We start from the raw sequence: 21,600 nt of genomic DNA, 5'->3' as shown, positions 1-21,600 counted from the left end.
TTTAGCCTTTTGCCTCATTTTTTACCGTCGGAATATAGCGAATGATAGACCCCGGAGTGTAGCGAGGGTTCAGATAATCCTGAAGTCCGCATTCCAGTAAACGGACAATCTTCGCTTGATCCTCCGCCAGAGGTTCAACTTCCATCAGTATTCCCTCAACACGGATCTCCCTGGATGTGACAGCAGTCTGATCCTCTTGGAACATTCCGATCGGGTCGAACGGCATTACACTGTACCATATCATTGCGTAATCCCCCCGGGACTGATCGGTTTACGCTCTGCGATCATGCTGTTTAAACGACTCAATGCCTGTCCGATCCCGCCTACTTCGTCCATTAACCCGTATTTGACCGCATCAACTCCCGACACTGCGGTTCCGATATCCCGGTTCAGCTCACCTGTTGCAAACATGAGATTCTTAAACCGCTCCTCCGTGATGCCGGAATGGCTCGTCACGAAGCGCACAACGCGTTCCTGCATCTTTTCCATGTATTCAAAAGTTTGCGGGACACCAATGACCAGCCCACTCATGCGAATCGGGTGAATGGTCATGGTTGCACTCTCCGCAATAATGGAATGGTCCGCTGCTACGGCAATCGGTACGCCGATACTGTGTCCTCCCCCTATAACCACCGTTACCGTCGGCTTGCTTAGCGAAGCAATCATCTCTGCAATGGCAAGACCTGCTTCAACATCTCCTCCTACTGTATTTAGGATGATCAAGAGTCCTTCGATCCGGGGATTTTGCTCAGCGGCGACAAGCTGTGGAATCATATGCTCGTATTTCGTTGTCTTGTTCTGTGGGGGAAGCACGAGATGGCCCTCGATTTGACCAATAATGGTCATGCAAAATACGTTGGATTCCCCACCATTCGGAAGTCCTGTCTGCCCCAGCTGCTGTATGGCTTCCGTAACAGCCGCCTTCTTGCCATCCTCCGTGGGAATGGTCGGAGGAGCTTCTGTCTCACCGGTTAAACCTGTTCTTCTCTTGCCCGTGGTCCATTGATCCTTGTCCATCGTGCATCCCTGCCTTTATCTTAATGTCTAGCTGCAGCAGCAATCACACAGCTAACGTTTAGTATGGCAAATGACGGGACTCTTTTATGCTTGCAGTGACAAAAGGACATCCTCATTACTCATACAGGCCAAGTCGAATAAACTCCTATCGAATTGCAAGTCCGAAAGCAGTTTCAAGGAAAAGAATATAAAAAGCCCCTCTTTCGCGGGAACCGTCCAATTATTACCTGCGAAAGAGGGGCGACTGTGTGCCTGATTTATTTTATTGTCTTGTATCAGACTTCCATAATGATCGGCAAGATCATCGGTCTGCGACGTGTTTGCTCATACAAGAAGCGTCCCAAAGCGTCTTTTACGCTGGTCTTAAGTGACGCCCATTCATTCACGTTTTCACTCATCAGCTTCTGAAGGGTGCTGGAAACGATACGGTTGGCTTCATCCAGAAGCCCTTCGGACTCCCGAACGTATACGAATCCACGCGAAATAATATCAGGACCGGATACGATGGAACCGTTTTGCTTGCTCAAGGTAACAACGACGACCAAGATACCGTCCTGAGACAGCAGCTTGCGATCACGCAGTACGATGTTACCCACGTCACCGACACCAAGTCCATCAATCAGAACGTTGCCTGCTGTCACTTTGCCGGCCTTGCGGGCCGAGCCACCTTGAATTTCAACAATTTCACCGATATCGGTAATAAAAATGTTGTCCGGATCGACACCGACGGACTCTGCAAGCAGAGCATGACGGCGCTGCATCCGATACTCGCCATGGACAGGGATGAAATATTGCGGTTTCATCAGATTCAGCATAAGCTTGAGCTCTTCCTGACTGCCGTGTCCCGAAACGTGGACACCGGAATTGGATCCGCTATAGATAACGTCTGCTCCAAGACGGAACAACTCGTCAATCGTACGTCCTACATATTTTTCATTCCCTGGTACCGGAGTTGCTGCGATGATGACCGTATCTCCCGGCAGGATGTCCACCTTACGGTGAGTAGACCGGGCCATACGTGTCAGCGCTGACATCGGTTCACCCTGACTGCCTGTACACAGAACAACTACACGGTCCGCTGCCATTTTGTTTACCTCTTCAGGTTCAATCAGCATACCCTCGGGAATGTGCAGATATCCAAGCTCTGCTGCAATGGATACCACATTCACCATACTTCTGCCGATTACGGTTATTTTACGGCCTGTGGATTCAGCTGCGTTGACCACCTGCTGAATACGATGCACATTGGATGCAAACGTTGCAACAACCACGCGCTGCTCCGCTTTACGGAAGATATCTTCCAGAACAATGCCCACATTTTTCTCAGAAGGCGTGAAGCCTGGTCTTTCTGCGTTCGTACTGTCCGACAGCAGAGCCAAAACTCCCTTGCTTCCGATCTCAGCCATACGCTGCAGATCTGCATATTGGTCATTTACCGGAGTATGGTCAAACTTAAAGTCCCCTGTATGCACGACATTGCCTTCAGGTGTTTCAATGGAGATTCCCACGGAATCCGGAATGCTGTGATTCGTCTTGAAGAAGGTTGCTTTCAACGTGTTTCCGAGTTGAACTTCAGAATCTGCGTTGATCAGAATCCGTTTCGTCTCACCAAGCAAATTCGCTTCTCTGAGCTTGTTCTCAACCAATCCGAGCGTCAATTTCGTTCCATATACTGGAACATTCAAGTGTTTCAATACGTAAGGGAGGCCGCCGATATGGTCCTCGTGACCGTGAGTCAGCAAAATCCCTCTCACTTTGTCGCGATTTTCCGTTAAATAGCTAATATCAGGAATAACAATATCAATCCCAAGCATATCTTCTTCTGGGAACTTCAATCCCGCATCCACGACAACGATGTCATTGGCATACTGGATGACATACATGTTTTTCCCGATCTCACCGACGCCGCCCAAGGCAAAAATCGATAGTTTATCGCTGCTTATTTTCTTAGACAAATGTATCTAACCCTCCTATAGTTTTGGACGTCGTACCATTGTTATATTAAATTTCAAAAAAATACCGCACCCAGTCACTTGAATTCATTATACATGATGAAAAAGTGAAAACACAAGTCAACCACCTTCGTGAGCCTTAGGATGCCCCGAAACAGAGGGGTTTAAAACGAAGAAGCCACTGCCTTCAATGAAGGCAGTGGCTGTTCTGTATCAGCAATTATGTTACAGGGAAGAGAGAATACGGCGGATAAAAGCAGCCTCATTCTCGCTTGGAGAAACAAGCGGCAGACGAACATCGCCGACCTGATATCCGCGCTCCGTCAAGGCGAATTTGACCGCCGAGGGATTCGGAAGCGGCTCAGGGCATTCAAAGAGACCTTTAAACAGCGGGAACAGTGATTGATGAAGCTTTGCGGCTTCCTTCACATCGCCCTCCACATAAGCATGAATCATATCCTTCATTTGGGATCCGGCAATATGGCTGGCCACACTTACGATCCCGTAGGCACCAACCGACAGCGCAGGCAGCGCAGCAGAGTCGTCACCGGAATATACGATAAACCCGTCCGGAGCTCCTGCCACAATGCTGGTGACCTGGTCGATCGAAGCACATTCCTTGGTTGCTACGATGTTCGGAAGTTGAGCCAGGCGCAAGGTCGTAGCCGTACTCAGGCTAATGCCCGTGCGTCCAGGCACATTGTACAGCATGACAGGCAGTGATGTCGCCGCGGCAATGGTCTCGAAGTGCCTGTAGAGTCCTTCCTGGTTCGGCTTATTATAGTACGGAGCGACAAGTAAAATGCCGTCGACACCGCAGTCCTCTGCTTTTTTCGTCAATTCTGCAGAATGTGCCGTATCATTGCTGCCGGTACCCGCGATAATCTTGCTTCTTCCAGCTGCCTGCTTCACAGCAAAAGAAAACAGCTCGAGCTTCTCGGTTTCACTTAGCGTAGGTGATTCACCCGTTGTTCCTGCGATGACTAACGAGTCCGACTTCTGATCAACAATCAGATGCTCAATAAGCCTCGCAGTCTCGTCCCAATTGATCTGACCATTCCGATCAAAAGGGGTAACCATGGCAGTAATCAATCTTCCGAAATCCACAATGACTCCTCCTTAAAGCTCTCTCGAGCGGAGAGCTTCCTTCGTAAGTAATCTATATTTGATGTTTCATTCCAACTTACCTCTGGCCTGCGCGCGCTCTGAAATACAGCTTATACATGTAGTTCGAATTTATGATGCAGTGCGCGCAGCGCTTGAGCCATATCTTCCTTCTTCACGAGTACCCATATCGTTGTGTTCGAATCGGCCGATTGCAGAATCGATATATCATGCTCACTTAAGGATTCTACGATTTTGGCCATAATGCCCGGAACGCCATTTATACCGCCGCCGATAACGGATACCTTCGCACAGCCGGACAAGCTTTTGGGTTTCAAATTCAGACCCTGCAGCACTTCGATCGCTTTCTCCGAATCGCTGTCAAATACGGTATAAAGCACTCCCGTAGGGGTAACATTAATAAAGTCTACACTGATGGAATGTTCAGCCATCGATTTGAACACCTTCAGTTGAAGACCTTCCGTACGGTCACATTCCACTGAAATTTGCGTGATATTACTTACATATGCAACTCCCGTCACAAAGCGGTCTACAATGCCAGACTGAATATCTCTGAAACCTTCCGGCTGGGTAACCAGCGTTCCCTCATTATCCGAGAAGGTTGACCGCACTCTGACCGGAATTTGGGATTGCATGGCAATCTCAACCGCTCTGGGATGTATGACCTTAGCACCCTGATGAGCCATATTACAGATCTCTGTATAACTCACATAACTGAGCGGCTTCGCATCCTCAACAATTCGGGGATCCGCTGTAAGGATACCGTTAACATCCGTATAGATGTCCACCATCTCCGCACGAAGTGCCGCACCCAGTGCAGTAGCCGAAGTATCACTGCCTCCCCTGCCCAGCGTTGTAAAGTCTCCAGAATCCGTCTGGCCCTGGAAGCCTGTCACAATAACCACTTGATGATACTCCAATTCCTTTAATACTCGTTCAGGTTTTACGTCCTTAATGCGTGCATTTCCGAAGTGATCGTCTGTAAGAAATCCGGCTTGAGCACCTGTCAGCACCATTGCGGTTATCCCTTCATGCTGAAGCAGACTGCACAGTGTCGTTGCTGAGATAATCTCTCCGCAGCAGAGAAGCAAATCCCGCTCTCTGCTAGGCAGGGCGTTGCCGTTATGCCCGATCCAATCCAGAAGGGTATCTGTAGCATAAGGCTCTCCGCGGCGTCCCATAGCCGATACAACCACCACTAATTGGTATTGGTTGGCCAGTTCGCGCTGAATGTGCCCGATAACATGGGTTCTTGCTTGCGGTGTAGACAATGATGTTCCGCCGAATTTTTGAACTAAGATGCGCATTGAATATTCCTCCGTTTATATATGCCCAGGAGACGTAAATTGCGGGCCTACCGACTGAAACGGCCGGCTGTTAAGCCTGGCCGTTCCGTTTGTTCACAATGAGTTCTGCGTTTTCCACGGCATTCCATGCCGCACCCTTTAGAAGGTTATCTGAAACGATCCACATGTTGAGCCTGCGCTTATGCGCCAGACCGCGGCGAAGCCGACCTACGAATACATCCGGTTTCCCTTGGACATCCGTATCCAGCGGGTCCGATTGAAAGCTTGGATCCTCAACCAGCGTAACTCCGGGTGCATTCGACAGAAGCCGTTGAACATCTTCCAGATCATCGTCATTCTTGAATTCCCACATACACGGATTCAGAATGCCTCTCACAACCGGGATACGTACACAGATAGCCGTCACCTCGATGGATTCGTCGCCCATAATTTTTCTGGTCTCGTGGACCATCTTCATTTCTTCTAATGGATAACCATTCTCTGTACATTTATCGATCTGCGGAATCGCATTAAAGGCAGTTTGATGTTTCACGGGCGGCGATCCGACAGGTAAAATGTCAAGCCTCATCTCTTGACCAGCAAGAACTTCTGGGCTCTAGCACAGAATGCTTGCTGATCTGCCTGATCTCTCCGTCAAGAATAAAACGATGGCTGCAGTTGTTTCTAGAGTGCGTATTGGGCTACAAGACCTTAACGCATTAAGAATATTCCACAATCATCGGCTGCAGCTGTTTCCCTTCAAGAGCCGCATAACACGCTTCCGGAATGAGATTCATTTTGGCGACAAGCGAGTTTGGTTTCTGCTGGGGATTATCCTGCCCATACGGAACAAAATAGATGTTCTTCGTAATCAGCAGTTTAGCGATATTCGCCGCATTTAGCCCAAGGCCATCGTTTGTTGAGATGGCCAGCACAAGCGGCCTTCCATTTCTCATCTGCGCCTTGGCTGCCATTAAGACAGGACTGTCAGTCATCGCATTGGCCAGCTTGCTGGTCGTATTTCCCGTGCAAGGGGCAATGACCAAAACGTCAAGAAGCTTCGATGGGCCTAGTGGTTCCGCGTCAACAATTGTAGAAATAATATCATTACCCGTAATATCTTTCAACTGTTTCTGCCAATTTTCCGACGTGCCGAATCGGGTATCCGTTGTCATGATCGTGCTGGATACAATCGGCACCACGTTGGCTCCCCCGTCCTTAAACCGCTGGATCTGCGGCATCACTTCTTCAAGCGTGCAGTGTGATCCTGTCAGAGCATAACCCACTGTCTTTCCATTCCAATTCATCTACGCATCCCCCCGAATCTTGATTTCTTCAGAAATCAGCTCCACCAGCGTATTGGCCATAATGATGCCAGCTGTTTTTGGAGCCACGATTCCGGGTAGTCCGGGTGCGAGCATGGCTTTGATACCCCGTTTCTCGGCATAGCGAAAATCGCATCCGCCGGGTGCGGAGGCGAGATCAATGATAACTGCCTCCCGAGGCATTTTCGAGATGATTTGTGCTGTGACTATCATAGTTGGAATCGTGTTAAAAAGCAAGTCAATAGAAGGCACATAAGACCCTAAATCCCTTACCAGGAAAGGTTTCCAGCCCATTTCCTCAGCTCTGGCATAATGCTCCGATTTGCGTACGCCCATCAGAATTTTGGCACCCAAACCTTGCAAGCTGCGAGCCATTGTAAATCCTGTTCGTCCCATGCCAAGCACCATGCTGGTTGAACCGTGAATCGTAAAATCCGTATTCTGGATCGCCATCATCAGCGCACCTTCCGCTGTCGGAATTGAATTATAGATGGCAACATCGTCCCTCTCCAATATCTCTACCAGCTTGATCTTATATTTGTCACATAGCGAGCGCAAATACGGTTTCGCCATGCCTGTATAGATCACTCCATGACCGGGCATTGCTGCGATATGCTCCTCCTGCAGTCGCAATGGCCCTTCTGAGAACAGCGCACTGACACGTCCCTCATCATCACATCCAACCACAGGCAGGATCAGAGCATCTGCGTCCGATAACAGCTCCGGTGTGAACTGCTCACGAGTCACTCCCTGAAACGAATCCTGCAGCTTCTCAAACCCGGCGATCATGACGGAGGCATCCATCTCAGCGCATTTGCGAATCACTTCAATTTGCCTTGCGTCTCCTCCAACAAAGACGGTCCGGACTCCTGTCAGCATGGAAGGCCTCGCTCCTTTCTTCAAACCAACGTATAAACCATCTTATGCTGCCGCCTATGGGGTGGTGAGCGCATTTCAATTAAACTACCGCCTTAACGCATTAAATAAAACCGCAAACCCGACATGGCCCATTCAGGTCGTTTGCTGCAGTACATCAGCAAATTGAAAAAACACCGCCCGGTACAAACCCTGGCGGTGTTAGCGTGTGCTGTATGATGTTGATGATATCAGAAGTTTTCTTGCTTGAATTTACTTGCCGGTATGTCCGAATCCACCCGCACCCCGTACGGTGTCGGACAATTCCTCTACCTCTATGAATTCCACGGCAGGGACGGTTTTAAACACCATTTGAGCGATGCGCTCATGACGTTCTATCGCAAAAGGCTCCTGCCCCAGATTGACCAGCAGCACCTTAACCTCCCCGCGATAATCGGCATCAATGGTGCCGGGGGAGTTCAGACAGGTGATGCCGTGTTTGAATGCAAGCCCACTGCGAGGGCGGATCTGCGCTTCAAGCTCAGCCGGCATCGCGATTGCAAAGCCGGTCGGGATTAATTTGCGCTCGCCCGGATTTAAAACCACGGGCTCCGCAACCGCTGCATGCAGGTCGAAGCCTGCAGCAAGCTCGGACATTTTCACGGGCAGTTTAACATCTTCATTACCAGGCAATCTATTGATTTGAACGTAGTGCAACAAATTCATTCCTCCTAAGTGCATTCAATGCTTTATCTGAAGTTCCTACCATCGCTAGTGCATATGGAGTCCCAAACATGCGGTCAAGAACCGCATCCACATCCTTCATGCTGACCTGCTCGATCCGCTTAATGATTTCGTCGAGGCTGAAATGATGGCCCAGCATCAATTCGTTCTTGCCCAAGCGATTCATGCGGCTGCTCGTGCTCTCCAGACCAAGAATGAGGCTGCCCTTAAGTTGTTCCTTCCCCTTGCGCAGCTCCTCCTCGGTCATCCCATTGGTCGCCACATCATGCAGCATTTCCGTGGTCAGTTGAAGTACTTCCTTCGTCTGCTTGGGAGCTGTACCCGCATAAATGGTAAACATGCCATTGTCGGCGTGGGAACTGTGGTAGGAATATACCGAATACGCCAATCCACGCTTTTCCCTGATCTCCTGGAACAGCCGTGAACTCATGCCGCCACCTATAGCATTATTAAGCAGCACCATCGCGTACTGAAGCTCGTCGCCGATGGAGCAGCCTGGAAACGACAGGCAGATATGATTTTGCTCTGTTTTTTTCTTGCGGAATTGCACGCCGTCCAGAAAAGCAGGCACAGCCAGCGGCTCGGCAGTTCCATGGTTTGTAAAACCGCCGAAATGGCGCTCCAACAGCTCGATCACTTCATCATTGATGTTGCCTGCAAGGGCAATCACCGTATTCTCAATCGTATAGTGTGTGTCCATGTAGGATTTAAGCGCCTGTGAATCCATCGATTCAAGCCGTTCCTTGGTGCCGAGAATCGGATAGGCAAGCGGATGATCCCCATAAACGGATAACGACATCAGATCATGAACCAAGTCATCGGGCGTATCCTCATACATCGCGATTTCTTCCAAAATCACATTTTTCTCTTTCGCCAGCTCACCCGCATCCAGCTTCGAGTTGAAGAACATGTCGGACAATACATCAACCGCAATCGGAAAATGCTCATCCAGCACCTTGGCGTAATAACACGTGTATTCCTTGGAAGTGAAGGCATTAACGTTGCCGCCTATAGCATCAAATTCCTCTGCGATAGCACGGGCGTCAAAACGCTCCGTCCCTTTGAACATCATATGCTCTATAAAATGCGTAATCCCGTTGATCTCAAGCGATTCATTGCGGGATCCAGTCTTTACCCAAATGCCGAATGAAACCGAGCGACTCGTCGGGATTTGCTCCATTACCACTCTCAGGCCGTTAGACAATTGTATTTTTTTCACGATAGGGCCCCCTAACTGTTCCATCCAGGTTCACTTTAGCTGATCAACAGCCTCATGCCATCCATCATTCTATCAAACTTTACCATCCGGCTCAACTTCCCTTAGGCATGATTCGTTCAGGGGAAAGCGTCTGACTGACCGTCCCAATCTCCAGCCCTTTGGCCCTTATTCCGTCAATCATTCCTTTTAACGCTTGTGACGAGGAATCCGTAGGGTGCATCAGAATCAGGAAGCCCGGCTCCACCTTCGTGGATATCTTTTGAACGACCGCTTCCGGTGCAGGATGCTTCCAATCGATCGTATCGAGTGTCCACAGTACTGTTTTTAGCCCCCGTGCATGGGCGATGGATACAGTCTGCTGATTAAAGTCGCCGGAAGGCGGGGCAAACCATTTGTTCTCCACACCCAAACTTTCTTTCAGCAGATCCTGTGTTTTCGCGATTTCCATCTCTGCCCGCTCCCTGCTGAGACGACTCATGTTAGGATGCGTATACGCATGATTTTCCACCTCATGACCTCTCTTCAAAATTTCGCCGGCCAGCTCCGGGTTCTTCTTCAGCCAGCTCCCATCCAGAAAAAAGGTCGTCTTCACGTTTTCCTTATCCAACGTATTCAGCATCGGCACCAGGAATTCATTCCCCCACGCCACATTAATCATGAGCGACACCATCGGCTTATTCGGGTTCCCTCGATAGATCGGCTGTTCACCCAGATCATTAAGAGTTACTTTAGCCGGTATTTGCCGGTAAACGTAAGGTATGGCCTCCCCGGGTTTTCGCTTTTTGGAAGATGCCGCTTTATATGTAGCTTCTACGTCAATCTCGATCCCGTTATAACCGGGAACCGCTTTCCATACCGAGTCAACCCTTGCATCAACGGGCTCGATTCGTGATTTCGCTGATGCGGCTTCAATCTGATTCAATAGATCCAGATCCACTGCCGTCTGTGTTCCATTTACGAAGTGCGCTTCCGGTTTCACCTGCAGCCCCGACACATATTCCCAAGCCCCGCTGAACACAGCGACAGCCGACACCATCGCGGCACCGGTTAGCAGCACGGCCATTTTTTTACCATTCATGGGCAATCCACCCTCCCCTTGAGAAGCTTTGTCCCATTTTATGAGAGGATAGGCGGAATTATGTGCTGCTAGAAACGACACCGCATATTCAAGGCAGGATACGCCTGCGTATCTATTCATAAAGCAACCCCACAACGTGGGGCATATGCTGCGAAGCTTATCTAATATAGGTACGGGACCGAGAGAAACCGTGTTTCTTATGATCAAAAAAGAGCCAGAATGATAGGTTCTGCCTCTTTTTTCTTCATCCATATCCTGTTCACAAACCAACAAGCGCGAAAGCTTAAGAGCCGCTCTTGCTCGCTTCTGTAGTTAAAACCGCTTTGCGAGACAGGTTAATCCGTCCCTGCTGGTCGATTTCGGTAACCTTCACCGTAATGACATCACCAATCGCAACCACGTCCTCCACCTTCGCTACGCGCTCTGTAGAGAGCTGCGAGATGTGAACAAGCCCGTCTTTGTTCGGCAGAATTTCAACAAAAGCACCGAATTTCTCGATCCGTTTTACCGTACCTGTGTAAATTTCACCTACAGCTACTTCACGCACAATGCCTTCGATAATCGAAAGTGCTTTTTTGTTCATCTCATCATTGGCAGAAGCGATAAACACACGACCGTCTTGCTCGATATCGATCTTCACGCCGGTTTCCTCAATGATTTTGTTGATGATTTTGCCGCCAGCACCGATTACATCGCGAATTTTGTCCGGATTGATCTGCATGGTAATAATTTTAGGCGCATATTGGGACAAGCTCGTTCTTGGCTGCTGAATGGCTTCTGCCATTTTCCCAAGAATGTGCATGCGTCCTTCTTTTGCCTGCTGCAGAGCTTCCTGCAAAATCGCACGGTCGATTCCATCGATTTTGATATCCATTTGAATGGCGGTAACCCCTTCAGGCGTACCTGCAACTTTAAAGTCCATATCGCCAAGATGGTCTTCCATGCCTTGAATATCCGTTAGAATGGAGACATGATCCCCGTCCTTGATCAAGCCCATCGCTACGCCGGCTACAGGAGCTTTGATGGGTACCCCTGCATCCATCATAGCCAGTGTGCTTGCGCATATGCTGGCTTGGGAAGTCGAACCGTTCGATTCAATAACTTCTGACACCAGGCGAATCGTGTACGGGAACTCAACTTCGTTCGGAATGACTTTGGACAAGGCACGCTCGCCGAGCGCTCCATGCCCGATTTCACGACGGCCTGGAGCACGAAGTGGACGAGCTTCCCCTACGCTGAATGGCGGGAAGTTGTAGTGATGCATGAAACGCTTAGTCTCTTCCAGATCGATACCATCGAGAATCTGCACATCGCCAAGGGCACCTAGAGTACATACGCTGAGGGCCTGGGTTTGTCCACGCGTAAACAGACCGGAACCATGCGTTCTAGGAAGCAGGCTAGTATCACAATCGATAGGACGGATCTCAGACAGACCACGGCCATCCGGACGAACCTTGTCATGCGTAATCAGACGTCGGACTTCTTCCTTCACGATATCGTGAAGCACCTCTTTAACATCCTTCAACAATTCAGGAGTCTCGATATACTTCTCTTCAAACACGGTATACGCTTCTTCGTTGATGGCGTCAATTGCATCCTGGCGGGCATGTTTCTCCTCGATGCGAACGGCTTCAACCAGACGAGCTGCGGCGAAATCACGCACTTCACGATTCACCGTTTCATTGACAGCATGGAGCTTAACTGCCATTTTCTCTTTACCGCAAGCAGCCACGAGCTCTTCGATCTTAGCTACGATTTTCTTGATTTCCTCATGTCCGAACATGATGGCTTCCAGCATGACTTCCTCAGGAACTTCGTTCGCTTCAGCTTCAACCATCATGATGGCGTCTTTAGTACCTGATACAACTAGATAGATATCACTTGCTTCCTGCTGTGCAATATCCGGATTCACGACAAAATTGCCATCCACACGACCTACGGCTACGCCGCCAATCGGACCGTTGAAAGGCACATCCGAGATACTCAGAGCTGCGGAAGTACCGATCATAGCCGCGATTTCCGGCTCACAATCCTGATCCACACTCATAACCAGGTTCAGAACCTGAACATCATTACGGAATCCTTCCGGGAACAGCGGACGAATCGGACGGTCTGTCAGACGGCTGGCAAGAATCGCTTTCTCGCTCGGTCTGCCTTCCCGTTTAATAAATCCACCCGGAATTTTACCGACTGCGTACAATCTCTCCTCGTAGTTGACCGTTAATGGAAAGAAATCCAAATCCTTCGGTTCACTGGAAGCTGTCACTGTACACAGGACTGCTGTTTCGCCGTAACGAACCATAACAGCCGCATTTGCCTGCTTCGCAAGGCGCCCTGTTTCGAACACGAGGGGTCTTCCGCCAAGCTGCATTTCAACACGTGTTTCCATATATTCCCTCCTCATGGGGATAAATTTTTTGAAATCTTCTAAATCAATGTTTTTTTGCAAAACGCTGTCCACATTTCCAAACCAGAGCCATCCATCGGTCCAACATCACTAACCTATGTACAGGAACAACCCGAACCGTATAGAACATTCTCCGCATAGACCATCCCTGGTTATAACCGTCAAACGAAACTCAAGCGAACAGACACGCCTACAATCTAAAAAAAGAATATATATTAAGATAACCCCACAAAGTGGAGTTTAGGCTATGAAGCGTACGCAGTACTTTGTGGGGGAGCACGAAAACAGTAAATTGTACAATACTTAGAAAAGAGCCCGGCTGCGCCGCTGTCGTTCCAAGAAGGACAGTGGACAACCAGGCTGTTTTCGGCACATCTTATGGATGATTAGCGACGCAATCCAAGCTTCTCGATCAAAGCACTGTAACGTTTAACATCCTTGTTTTTCAAGTATGCAAGCAACTTACGGCGTTGGCCGACCATTTTCAACAATCCACGACGGGAATGATGATCCTTCTTGTGCGTACGCAAGTGGTCAGTCAAGTTCGTAATGTTTTCCGTTAGGATAGCGATTTGCACTTCTGGGGATCCTGTATCGGACTCATGAGTTTTGTGCTCGTCAATCAGTTGTTGTTTACGTTCTTGAGTCAATGCCATCCTGTTCACCTCCCTCATTATAATCGCCATTGGCCCAGGTACCGACGGTGAGATCGAACATCCAAGCCAAGGTTAGTATTGCCCACACTCCGGGCAACCTCTAAGAGTATAGCATACTTTACCTGAAAAAGAAAATCAGTTCAGTACAATTTGTCCCAAATCGTTTATTCGCTGACATTCAATATTCTTCGGGCTTCAACCGCATCCCTCTGAATCCATTCTACAAGCTCTTGAACCGATTCGAATTTATGCTCCTTGCGGATATATTGAACAATATCCACCGTCATGATTTGATCATATAGATCCCCTTCAAAATCAAACAGATGCACCTCGAAGATGGGCTCCGTGATTCCTTCATGGAAGGTTGGCTTCACACCGATGTTCATCACGCCCGGAATCCAGTTGTCATGCTTATTGGTCCGCGCCCGGACTGCGTAAACGCCTAACGCCGGTACAACGTAAGGATCCGTCAATTCCAGGTTAGCAGTTGGAAAACCGATCTTTCTTCCCCGCTTTTCCCCATGAATGACACTGCCCCGGATCCGGTAATTCCGTCCGAACCAACGGTTTGCATCCGACAGTTGTCCCGTTTTCAGTGCGATCCGAATAGATGAACTTCCGACCTTCTCCCCATCGACCAAAAATGGCGGAACCGTAACGACAGTCATTCTGCCTTCACCAAGCTCCTGAAGTTTGACTGCGTCGCCAGCGCCTTTATGACCAAAACGGAAATCAAATCCGACAACCGCCGTTTGAAGATTTAAGGGCAATAACATCTCTTCCACAAAGGTTTCCGGACTCACTTGGGAAAATTCTTTATTGAACTCAACAATGTACAGAATATCAATGCCCATCTCTTCGAGCAGCTGCTGCTTATCGGGCTGGGGCGTAAGATACCCCTCGTAGCTCCCTTTACCAATCACGTCTTTTGGATGAGGGTAAAAGGTAATGAGTGCAGCTGGTACTCCATTGTCCCGCGCAATATTCACAGCGGTTGAAAGCACGCTGGCATGCCCCAGATGAAGACCGTCAAACTGACCAATTGCGGCAACCTTCGGCTCGGCTGCTTCATGCGCTATTTCAGCAGATACAGGATAAGATAAAGAAACAATTCTCATGATTTCTCACCTCCACTCACTAAATCCAGTCATACTTAGGAAAATACTTTCACCGGAACGATAGCCCCTGTTTCCTCCTGGCGCTTATAGATTCCCAGAAAGTTTCCCTTTATATCGTACAAGCGAATAGGCTCCGAACTGTCGACAGCCGGCTCCACCGCTCTCGAAGACAATCGTTGTCCCTGCAATGCTGCTTCCTTTTTCTCTTCAGACACGGTATGCTCCGGCAGATTGTGAATCGCTTGGTCCACGGGAATAAGCCTCGTATGCAGCGTTCCTTCCTTCATGAACTGCTCAATCTGCTCCAGAGTCAAGCACTGCTGCTCCGTGATTCCTGCCGACACCGTACGTTCCAGCTTGACCATGACCGAAGGCAAGCCGAGCTTTCGTCCAATATCTACGCAAAGCGTACGGATGTATGTACCTTTGGAGCACAGCACTCGAAATGAAATGTCCGTGTACTCGCCCTCAGCATCAAAATCCGTCATTTCGATTTCATGAATCGTTACGGTACGACTCTTGCGTTCCACGGTCTTTCCTTCTCTGGCAAGTTCGTATAACCGTTTGCCATTGATCTTGACAGCCGAATACATAGGGGGGACTTGAGAGATCGGGCCCATAAAAGATTGCAGCGCTTCAATGGCTTCATTTTTCGTTACATGAACTTCATCTGCCGTTTCTGTCACACTTCCGGTAATATCCTCTGTGTCCGTCGAATATCCCAGCCGGAGAACCGCATGGTACTCCTTAGGCAGTTCCTGCAAGTATTCCACAACCCGTGTTGCTCTGCCAAGACATAAGGGAAGCACCCCCGTTACTTCGGGGTCCAGCGTACCTGTATGTCCAATCCGCTTCATCCGGAGGATTCCCCGGACTTTGGCTACCACATCATGAGATGTCCAACCTGCGGGTTTATGAACGGCCAAAATGCCTTCTAATTGCGTCATAACTTTAATTTCACCTGCTCTACCACTCTTGGAATGATGTCATGAAGTTCGCCCTCGATGCTGCAGCCTGCTGCCCGTACGTGGCCGCCTCCGCCGAAAACCTGCGCCAATGCAGCTACATCAACTTTTCCGGCTGAACGCAAGCTTACCTTGACCACTCCGGACTTCAGAGATTTAAACAGGATTCCAACTTCGACTCCCTGAATGTTTCGGGGATAATTGACGATGCCCTCAAGGTCTTCGCTGACAGCACCGCATATTTCCATATGCTCAGGGGTTACGTTTACCCATGCTATTTTGCCATCATCCGATAAACTTAACGTATTTAACGCCTGAACCAAAACCTTCATCTGCGGAAGCGTCATTTCTTCCAATAAAGTTTCCGCAATTTCCGGTCCATTCACCCCATAGGACAACAGATCAGACGCAATACTCATTACCTTGGGCGATGTATTGGAATAACGGAACCCGCCTGTATCCGTCAACAAACCCGTATAAATGGCCGTTGCAATCTCGGCATCCCAATTCACATCAAACAAATTCAGCAGATCATACAGGATTTCCGCGGTTGCAGCAGCCTCTGGCGCCACAAGGTTGATTGCCCCATAACGATCATTGGTTGGATGATGGTCGATATTTACGATGCTTGCATGATCCGCAAATACCTTTTGAGTATAGCCTACTCTAGCAAAATCCGCACAGTCCACACAAATGACATGCGAGAATGTTCTTCCTGGCTGTTGTTCGGACAGATTCAGGATGTCTTCCGCGTGCCACAGGGCTCTCATGCGCTTCGGAATGGGTCCCTCGTTGATCATGGTGAATTTCTTGCCCAGACATGAGAGAAGCCAGCCCACCGCAAGGGTGGAACTGACTGCATCTCCGTCGGGCTGAACATGCGACACAACCAAATAATCATCGTGCTCCAGCAGGTATGACTTCACCTGCTGCAGCTCTTGTTCATAGGTCTGCATTCGCCCTCTCCTTTATAAAAACCACGTGTATCGACGAACTTTCCATAAACCAGACCGCGATTAGTGATCGTAAATCAAATCACTCTATTTCTCTTCACGATCAACAATTTCGGTAAGCAGCTTCTCAATGTGGCTGCCATACGCGATGGAATCATCGAACTTGAAGATCAGCTCTGGCACATGCCGGAGACGAATTCGCTTGCCTAGCTCTGAACGGAGAAAGCCGCTTGCCTTCTCCAGACCTTTCAAGGAAGCTGCCTTCTGTTCATCGTCGCCGAGTACGCTCAGGTAGATCTTCGCTTGAGACAGGTCATTTGTTACATCAACACCGGTCACTGTGATAAAACCGATTCTTGGGTCTTTCATTTCCGTTTGGATCAGTTGGCTGAGCTCTTTTTTAATCTGCTCGCCTACGCGCCCAGTTCTGATTTTTGCCATCTCTGATCACCTCATTCGTTAGCGCTCTACCGTCTCCATGATGAAGGCTTCGATGATGTCCCCTTCTTTGACGTCGCTATAGCTTACCAAGGTAATACCACACTCATAACCCTGTGCCACTTCTTTAGCGTCATCTTTAAAACGCTTGAGGGAATCGATCTTGCCTTCATGAACGACAATACCGTCACGGATCAAGCGAGCTTCTGCATTACGTGCAATTTTACCGGATGTCACCATACATCCAGCAATCGTACCCACTTTACTCACTTTAAAGGTGCTGCGGACTTCCGCATGACCGATCACGGTTTCTTTGTACTCCGGATCGAGCATCCCCTTCATAGCTTGCTCAATTTCCTCGATTACATTATATATTACACGGTGCAGACGAATATCAACCTTCTCCTGCTCTGCGGTTTGCTTCGCTTGAACGTCCGGACGAACGTTGAAGCCGATAACAATCGCGTTGGAGGCAGCTGCCAAAATAATATCGGATTCCGTGATCGCACCGGCACCGCTGTGGAGGATTTTGACGCGAACGCCTTCCACTTCGATTTTGTTCAAGGAACCTTTCAGTGCCTCAACAGAGCCTTGTACGTCACCTTTGATGATCACGTTAAGATCTTTGATCTCGCCGTCTTTAATGTGCTGGAATAGATCATCCAGCGTAACGCGGGTGTTCGTGTTCAGCTCGGATTGACGATGGGTAATCGAACGTTTATCAGCGATGTTACGAGCTTTACGCTCATCTTCAAACACCATAAACGGATCGCCGGCACCCGGAACTTCAGTCAAACCGGTAATTTCAACCGGCGTTGAAGGACCCGCTTCTTTTAAGCGACGGCCTTTGTCATTAACCATTGCACGAATACGTCCGAAGCAGTTGCCCGCTACAAACGCGTCTCCCACTTTAAGCGTACCATGCTGAACGAGAATACGTGCTACCGGGCCTCTGCCTTTATCCAGCTCAGCTTCAATAACGGTACCGCGTGCACGCTTGTCAGGATTTGCTTTGTATTCATTGACTTCCGCTACCAGAAGGATCATCTCAAGCAAGTCTTCCATACCCATGCGCTGTTTCGCCGAGACGTTAACAAAGATGGTATCTCCGCCCCACTCTTCAGGCACTAACTCATATTCCGTCAGCTCTTGTTTCACTTTATCCGGGTTGGCATCCGGCTTATCAATTTTGTTCACGGCAACGATGATTGGCAGTCCAGCTGCTTTCGCATGGTTAATAGCTTCCACCGTTTGAGGCATTACGCCGTCGTCCGCTGCCACCACAATAATGGTCATATCCGTTACTTGCGCACCACGTGCACGCATAGCTGTAAAGGCTTCGTGACCCGGTGTATCCAAGAACGTAATCTTCTTGTTGTTAATTTCAACTTGATAAGCACCGATATGCTGGGTAATGCCGCCAGCTTCGCCACCCGTTACGTTAGTTGAGCGGATTGCATCAAGCAGCGTTGTTTTACCGTGATCGACGTGACCCATGATCGTAACGACCGGTGGACGCTCTTTCAATTCTTCAGGAGTATCATTTTCTTCAACGGTCTCAAAACGATCTTCCTCAACCGGAATTTTCACTTCGACTTCAACACCAAACTCCCCAGCAAGCAGCAGAATGGTATCGATATCCAGCTCCTGGTTGATGGTGGCCATCACGCCGAGGAAAATCAGCTTCTTGATGACTTCGGAAGCGTCCTTATGAAGCAGCTTCGCCGTTTCACCGACGGTCATGTTGCCACGGACGATAATTTTCTTCGGCGTGTTGTCGATTTTCTCACGAGGCGGCTGCTGATTATACTGATTCCGGCCACGGTTGTTCTTCCCACCGCGATTGTTGCCACGGAATCCTCCCTGACGATTGTTGTCATCAAATCGCTTGGAATCTTGACGGTTGTTATTGTTGTTGTTGTTGGTTCTGGAACCGCGGTTCTGGCTGTTATTGCTATTGTTGTTGGAGCTGGAAAAACCGCCACCGGTTCCACCCGGTTTGCTCTGTGGACGTGCTCCGCCTTGGTTGTTGCTTCCCTGCGGACGCGATCCAGTCTGATTACTGCCTTGCGGACGTGCACCCCCTTGACCTCCGCCCTGTGGACGTGAACCGGTCTGTGTGCTGCCTGCCGGTCTGGATGCTTGGCTACGATTGTTTTGCTGGACTCCTTGAGTGGAGCCAGACTGACTTCTTCGGGTATCCTGTCCTCCTTGGGGACGCTGGGAACCTGAAGCACTCTGGTTGTTTTGATTAGTTCTACTATTCATACCTACCTGCTTTTCCTGTTGTTTTTTGGGCTGGCTTTGACCTTGTTGTCCTGGTGCTCGCTGTCCTGAATTACGCATACCGTCCTGCCCATTACGGCTGCCTTCGGTACTTACATTAGAGGTGGTACCCTCTGATTTAATATTGGATACCGCTGCAGCCGGACTGGCTCCGGAAACCGAAGGTTTACGGTTCTCGTTTCGGGAAGATTCTGAACTATCCCGCTTGGCAGCAGCGTTGGATTTGATATCTTTGAAGAATTGTTCAACCTTGGACACCGTATCGTTCTCCATTACGCTCATATGATTATTGACCGGAATGTTTAAACGCTTAAGTATCGTAATAATTTCTTTACTGCTCATGTTTAACGATTTAGCATATTCGTACACTCGAAGTTTATTGTCTTTGTTTTCTTGTTTACTCAATATACTCCACCTCCGACATTGTCTCCATTTTCTTGGAGATCATTTCTGCGAATCCTTGATCCGTAACTGCCAGCACAACCCGCTCGGGTTTACCTACACTTGTGCCCAGACTTTCCCGGTCAAATCCGATTACCAGAGGGATTTTATAAGAACCGCATTTATCGCGGAACTTCTTTTTTGTATTATCTGAGGCGTCACCCGCCAGAATAACCAATTTTGCTTCAGAAGACCGGATGCCTTTGAGCACGATCTCATCTCCGGTAACCACCTTACCTGCCCTCATGGCCAGGCCGAGCTGAGAAAGCGCCCTATTCATCATCGGCAGCACTCTCTTTTGCAGCCAGGAATTCATCTTCAACCTTGATAAAATCCTGTGCCAACTGTTCATAGATCTCAGGTTTCACATGCTGTTTCAACGCTCGATCTAACGACTTATTTTTGTGTGCCAGCTTGAAGCAGGAAACTTTACCGCATAAATAAGCTCCCCGTCCCGACTTTTTGCCGGTGAGATCGATCAGGACGGCATCCTCAGGTGTCCTTACAATCCGGATAAGCTCTTTCTTCGGCATCATTTCCTGGCACGCTACACATTTGCGCAGTGGTATCTTTCTCTGTTTCAAGACGACAACCCCCCGTCACTTGGAATTAATCGACAGAGACGGAATCCTGGTGCATTTCACCAGATTGGGATTTCGGTCTGCCAAATTCCTGTTCCGCTTGACTTTCGCTCTTAATGTCAATCTTCCAGCCTGTCAGTTTCGCCGCAAGACGAGCATTCTGACCTTTGATTCCAATTGCAAGCGAAAGCTGATAATCCGGAACGATTACGCGTGCCATCTTCTCATCTTCAAATACCTGGACTTCAAGTACTTTGGATGGGCTGAGTGCATTGGCCACGTACTCTTCAACTTCTTCGGAATAGCGTACGATGTCAATTTTTTCGCCGCGAAGCTCATTAACAATCGTCTGTACGCGCATACCTTTCGGTCCTACGCATGAGCCTACCGGATCGACTTCGTCGTTACGGGAATACACCGCAATTTTGGATCGGAATCCAGCTTCACGTGCAACCGAGCGAATTTCAACCACGCCATCAAAGATTTCAGGCACTTCAAGCTCAAACAGGCGCTTCAACAGACCTGGATGCGTACGGGACAGCATAATCTGCGGACCCTTCGTTGTGTTCTCAACCTTGGTAATGTACGCCTTGATCCGGTCGCCATGCTTAAACTTCTCGTTCGGCATGAGCTCGGTCAGCGGCAGCGCAGCTTCAATCTTGCCAAGATCAATGTAGATGTTGCGCATATCCTGACGCTGCAGCGTACCGGTTACAATGTCGTCTTCCTTGTCAATAAAAGCGCTGTAGATCAGGCCGCGTTCGGCTTCTCTAATGCGCTGGGTGACAACTTGCTTTGCCGTTTGAGCTGCGATCCGTCCGAAATCGCGAGGCGTAACCTCGATTTCCGCTATATCTTCAATCTGAAAATGCGGATTGATTTCCCGGGCTGCATGCAGTGAAATTTCTGTCCGCGGATCCAGAACCTCGTCCACAATCAGCTTCCGTGCAAACACCTTGATGACGCCCGTGTTACGATTCATGTCAACGCGGACATTCTGTGCTGTGTTGAAATTGCGTTTGTAACTTGAGATCAGTGCCGCTTCAATGGCTTCAAACAGCACATCTTTGCTGATGCCCTTTTCTCTCTCCAACTCGTTCATCGCTTCAATAAAATCCATACTCATTGAAAATCGGTTCCCCCTTTCAAAACTT

At 49.0% G+C, this 21,600-nt stretch carries 20 protein-coding genes and 1 pseudogene; all 21 read right to left on the bottom strand.

Going from position 1 to position 21,600, the window contains the following annotated elements:
• Position 1: 1 nt before the first annotated feature.
• Positions 2 to 244 (bottom strand): YlzJ-like family protein, encoded by a 243-nt coding sequence (locus tag WDY75_RS11980; RefSeq protein WP_006211269.1) that lies wholly within the window; start codon positions 242 to 244, stop codon positions 2 to 4.
• Complete coding sequence (locus WDY75_RS11975) at positions 241 to 1,017, bottom strand: ClpP family protease (RefSeq protein WP_006211270.1); 777 nt, start codon at positions 1,015 to 1,017, stop codon at positions 241 to 243. Before WDY75_RS11975 ends, WDY75_RS11980 begins: the two co-directional genes overlap by 4 nt.
• 275 nt (positions 1,018 to 1,292) lie before the next feature.
• Positions 1,293 to 2,972: a ribonuclease J gene (locus tag WDY75_RS11970; protein ID WP_036642106.1), complete on the bottom strand. Its 1,680-nt coding sequence runs from the start codon at positions 2,970 to 2,972 to the stop codon at positions 1,293 to 1,295.
• A gap of 222 nt (positions 2,973 to 3,194) precedes the next feature.
• Positions 3,195 to 4,076, bottom strand: a complete 882-nt coding sequence (dapA, locus tag WDY75_RS11965; protein ID WP_063480013.1) for a 4-hydroxy-tetrahydrodipicolinate synthase — start codon at positions 4,074 to 4,076, stop codon at positions 3,195 to 3,197.
• A gap of 110 nt (positions 4,077 to 4,186) precedes the next feature.
• Positions 4,187 to 5,401 carry an aspartate kinase gene (dapG, locus tag WDY75_RS11960; RefSeq protein ID WP_063480014.1) on the bottom strand — a complete coding sequence of 405 codons (1,215 nt, stop codon included), beginning with the start codon at positions 5,399 to 5,401 and terminating at the stop codon, positions 4,187 to 4,189.
• 70 nt (positions 5,402 to 5,471) lie between these two features.
• A pseudogene (locus tag WDY75_RS11955) lies at positions 5,472 to 5,996 on the bottom strand (Asd/ArgC dimerization domain-containing protein); the annotation flags it as partial.
• A 103-nt stretch (positions 5,997 to 6,099) separates the two neighbouring features.
• The gene (locus WDY75_RS11950) at positions 6,100 to 6,687 is read right to left on the bottom strand and encodes a dipicolinate synthase subunit B (protein ID WP_006211276.1); all 588 of its coding nucleotides are present in this window, start codon (positions 6,685 to 6,687) and stop codon (positions 6,100 to 6,102) included.
• Complete coding sequence (gene dpsA, locus WDY75_RS11945; RefSeq protein ID WP_006211277.1) at positions 6,688 to 7,584, bottom strand: dipicolinate synthase subunit DpsA; 897 nt, start codon at positions 7,582 to 7,584, stop codon at positions 6,688 to 6,690.
• Positions 7,585 to 7,833: 249 nt separating this feature from the next.
• A complete protein-coding gene (dut, locus tag WDY75_RS11940; protein WP_172963931.1) occupies positions 7,834 to 8,280 on the bottom strand; it encodes a dUTP diphosphatase in 447 nt (148 codons plus the stop codon).
• The gene (locus WDY75_RS11935) at positions 8,255 to 9,523 is read right to left on the bottom strand and encodes a M16 family metallopeptidase (protein WP_063480016.1); all 1,269 of its coding nucleotides are present in this window, start codon (positions 9,521 to 9,523) and stop codon (positions 8,255 to 8,257) included. Before WDY75_RS11935 ends, dut begins: the two co-directional genes overlap by 26 nt.
• Before the next feature lie 91 nt (positions 9,524 to 9,614).
• Positions 9,615 to 10,601 carry a polysaccharide deacetylase family protein gene (locus WDY75_RS11930; protein ID WP_228030026.1) on the bottom strand — a complete coding sequence of 329 codons (987 nt, stop codon included), beginning with the start codon at positions 10,599 to 10,601 and terminating at the stop codon, positions 9,615 to 9,617.
• A gap of 283 nt (positions 10,602 to 10,884) precedes the next feature.
• On the bottom strand, positions 10,885 to 12,990 hold the full coding sequence (gene pnp / locus WDY75_RS11925; RefSeq protein WP_076150455.1) for a polyribonucleotide nucleotidyltransferase: 2,106 nt from the start codon (positions 12,988 to 12,990) through the stop codon (positions 10,885 to 10,887).
• A gap of 404 nt (positions 12,991 to 13,394) precedes the next feature.
• Entirely contained in the window at positions 13,395 to 13,664 is a 270-nt protein-coding gene (gene rpsO / locus WDY75_RS11920; protein ID WP_006211281.1) for a 30S ribosomal protein S15, read from the bottom strand.
• Positions 13,665 to 13,828: 164 nt separating this feature from the next.
• Positions 13,829 to 14,782: a bifunctional riboflavin kinase/FAD synthetase gene (locus WDY75_RS11915; RefSeq protein WP_006211282.1), complete on the bottom strand. Its 954-nt coding sequence runs from the start codon at positions 14,780 to 14,782 to the stop codon at positions 13,829 to 13,831.
• Positions 14,783 to 14,817: 35 nt separating this feature from the next.
• Positions 14,818 to 15,729, bottom strand: coding sequence for a tRNA pseudouridine(55) synthase TruB (truB, locus tag WDY75_RS11910; RefSeq protein WP_063480017.1), 912 nt, complete (start codon positions 15,727 to 15,729; stop codon positions 14,818 to 14,820).
• The gene (locus tag WDY75_RS11905; RefSeq protein ID WP_063480018.1) at positions 15,726 to 16,703 is read right to left on the bottom strand and encodes a DHH family phosphoesterase; all 978 of its coding nucleotides are present in this window, start codon (positions 16,701 to 16,703) and stop codon (positions 15,726 to 15,728) included. Before WDY75_RS11905 ends, truB begins: the two co-directional genes overlap by 4 nt.
• Positions 16,704 to 16,787: 84 nt before the next feature.
• Positions 16,788 to 17,141, bottom strand: a complete 354-nt coding sequence (gene rbfA / locus WDY75_RS11900; RefSeq protein ID WP_006211285.1) for a 30S ribosome-binding factor RbfA — start codon at positions 17,139 to 17,141, stop codon at positions 16,788 to 16,790.
• 18 nt (positions 17,142 to 17,159) lie between these two features.
• Entirely contained in the window at positions 17,160 to 19,829 is a 2,670-nt protein-coding gene (gene infB, locus WDY75_RS11895; protein ID WP_063480019.1) for a translation initiation factor IF-2, read from the bottom strand.
• Positions 19,822 to 20,145 carry a ribosomal L7Ae/L30e/S12e/Gadd45 family protein gene (locus tag WDY75_RS11890; protein WP_172964039.1) on the bottom strand — a complete coding sequence of 108 codons (324 nt, stop codon included), beginning with the start codon at positions 20,143 to 20,145 and terminating at the stop codon, positions 19,822 to 19,824. Before WDY75_RS11890 ends, infB begins: the two co-directional genes overlap by 8 nt.
• Positions 20,138 to 20,449 (bottom strand): RNase P modulator RnpM, encoded by a 312-nt coding sequence (rnpM, locus tag WDY75_RS11885; protein WP_006211289.1) that lies wholly within the window; start codon positions 20,447 to 20,449, stop codon positions 20,138 to 20,140. Before rnpM ends, WDY75_RS11890 begins: the two co-directional genes overlap by 8 nt.
• A 25-nt stretch (positions 20,450 to 20,474) precedes the next feature.
• Positions 20,475 to 21,572, bottom strand: a complete 1,098-nt coding sequence (gene nusA, locus WDY75_RS11880; RefSeq protein WP_006211290.1) for a transcription termination factor NusA — start codon at positions 21,570 to 21,572, stop codon at positions 20,475 to 20,477.
• Between the last annotated feature and the right edge of the window lie 28 nt (positions 21,573 to 21,600).

Origin of the sequence: Paenibacillus glucanolyticus, from assembly GCF_037333485.1 — a bacterium.
In the GTDB taxonomy this organism is placed as follows: domain Bacteria; phylum Bacillota; class Bacilli; order Paenibacillales; family Paenibacillaceae; genus Paenibacillus_AQ; species Paenibacillus_AQ glucanolyticus.
This window is presented reverse-complemented; position numbering and strand designations above follow the sequence as displayed.

Excerpts from the sequence above, each read along its gene's own strand:
- pnp (WP_076150455.1), bottom strand. The coding sequence starts at position 12,990 with ATGGAAACACGTGTTGAAATGCAGCTTGGCGGAAGACCCCTCGTGTTC.
- dapG (WP_063480014.1), bottom strand. The coding sequence starts at position 5,401 with ATGCGCATCTTAGTTCAAAAATTCGGCGGAACATCATTGTCTACACCG.
- WDY75_RS11950 (WP_006211276.1), bottom strand. The coding sequence starts at position 6,687 with ATGAATTGGAATGGAAAGACAGTGGGTTATGCTCTGACAGGATCACAC.
- WDY75_RS11915 (WP_006211282.1), bottom strand. The coding sequence starts at position 14,782 with ATGAGAATTGTTTCTTTATCTTATCCTGTATCTGCTGAAATAGCGCAT.
- rpsO (WP_006211281.1), bottom strand. The coding sequence starts at position 13,664 with ATGGCATTGACTCAAGAACGTAAACAACAACTGATTGACGAGCACAAA.
- truB (WP_063480017.1), bottom strand. The coding sequence starts at position 15,729 with ATGACGCAATTAGAAGGCATTTTGGCCGTTCATAAACCCGCAGGTTGG.
- WDY75_RS11890 (WP_172964039.1), bottom strand. The coding sequence starts at position 20,145 with ATGAATAGGGCGCTTTCTCAGCTCGGCCTGGCCATGAGGGCAGGTAAG.
- WDY75_RS11930 (WP_228030026.1), bottom strand. The coding sequence starts at position 10,601 with ATGAATGGTAAAAAAATGGCCGTGCTGCTAACCGGTGCCGCGATGGTG.
- WDY75_RS11905 (WP_063480018.1), bottom strand. The coding sequence starts at position 16,703 with ATGCAGACCTATGAACAAGAGCTGCAGCAGGTGAAGTCATACCTGCTG.
- WDY75_RS11975 (WP_006211270.1), bottom strand. The coding sequence starts at position 1,017 with ATGGACAAGGATCAATGGACCACGGGCAAGAGAAGAACAGGTTTAACC.
- nusA (WP_006211290.1), bottom strand. The coding sequence starts at position 21,572 with ATGAGTATGGATTTTATTGAAGCGATGAACGAGTTGGAGAGAGAAAAG.
- WDY75_RS11980 (WP_006211269.1), bottom strand. The coding sequence starts at position 244 with ATGATATGGTACAGTGTAATGCCGTTCGACCCGATCGGAATGTTCCAA.
- dpsA (WP_006211277.1), bottom strand. The coding sequence starts at position 7,584 with ATGCTGACAGGAGTCCGGACCGTCTTTGTTGGAGGAGACGCAAGGCAA.
- rbfA (WP_006211285.1), bottom strand. The coding sequence starts at position 17,141 with ATGGCAAAAATCAGAACTGGGCGCGTAGGCGAGCAGATTAAAAAAGAG.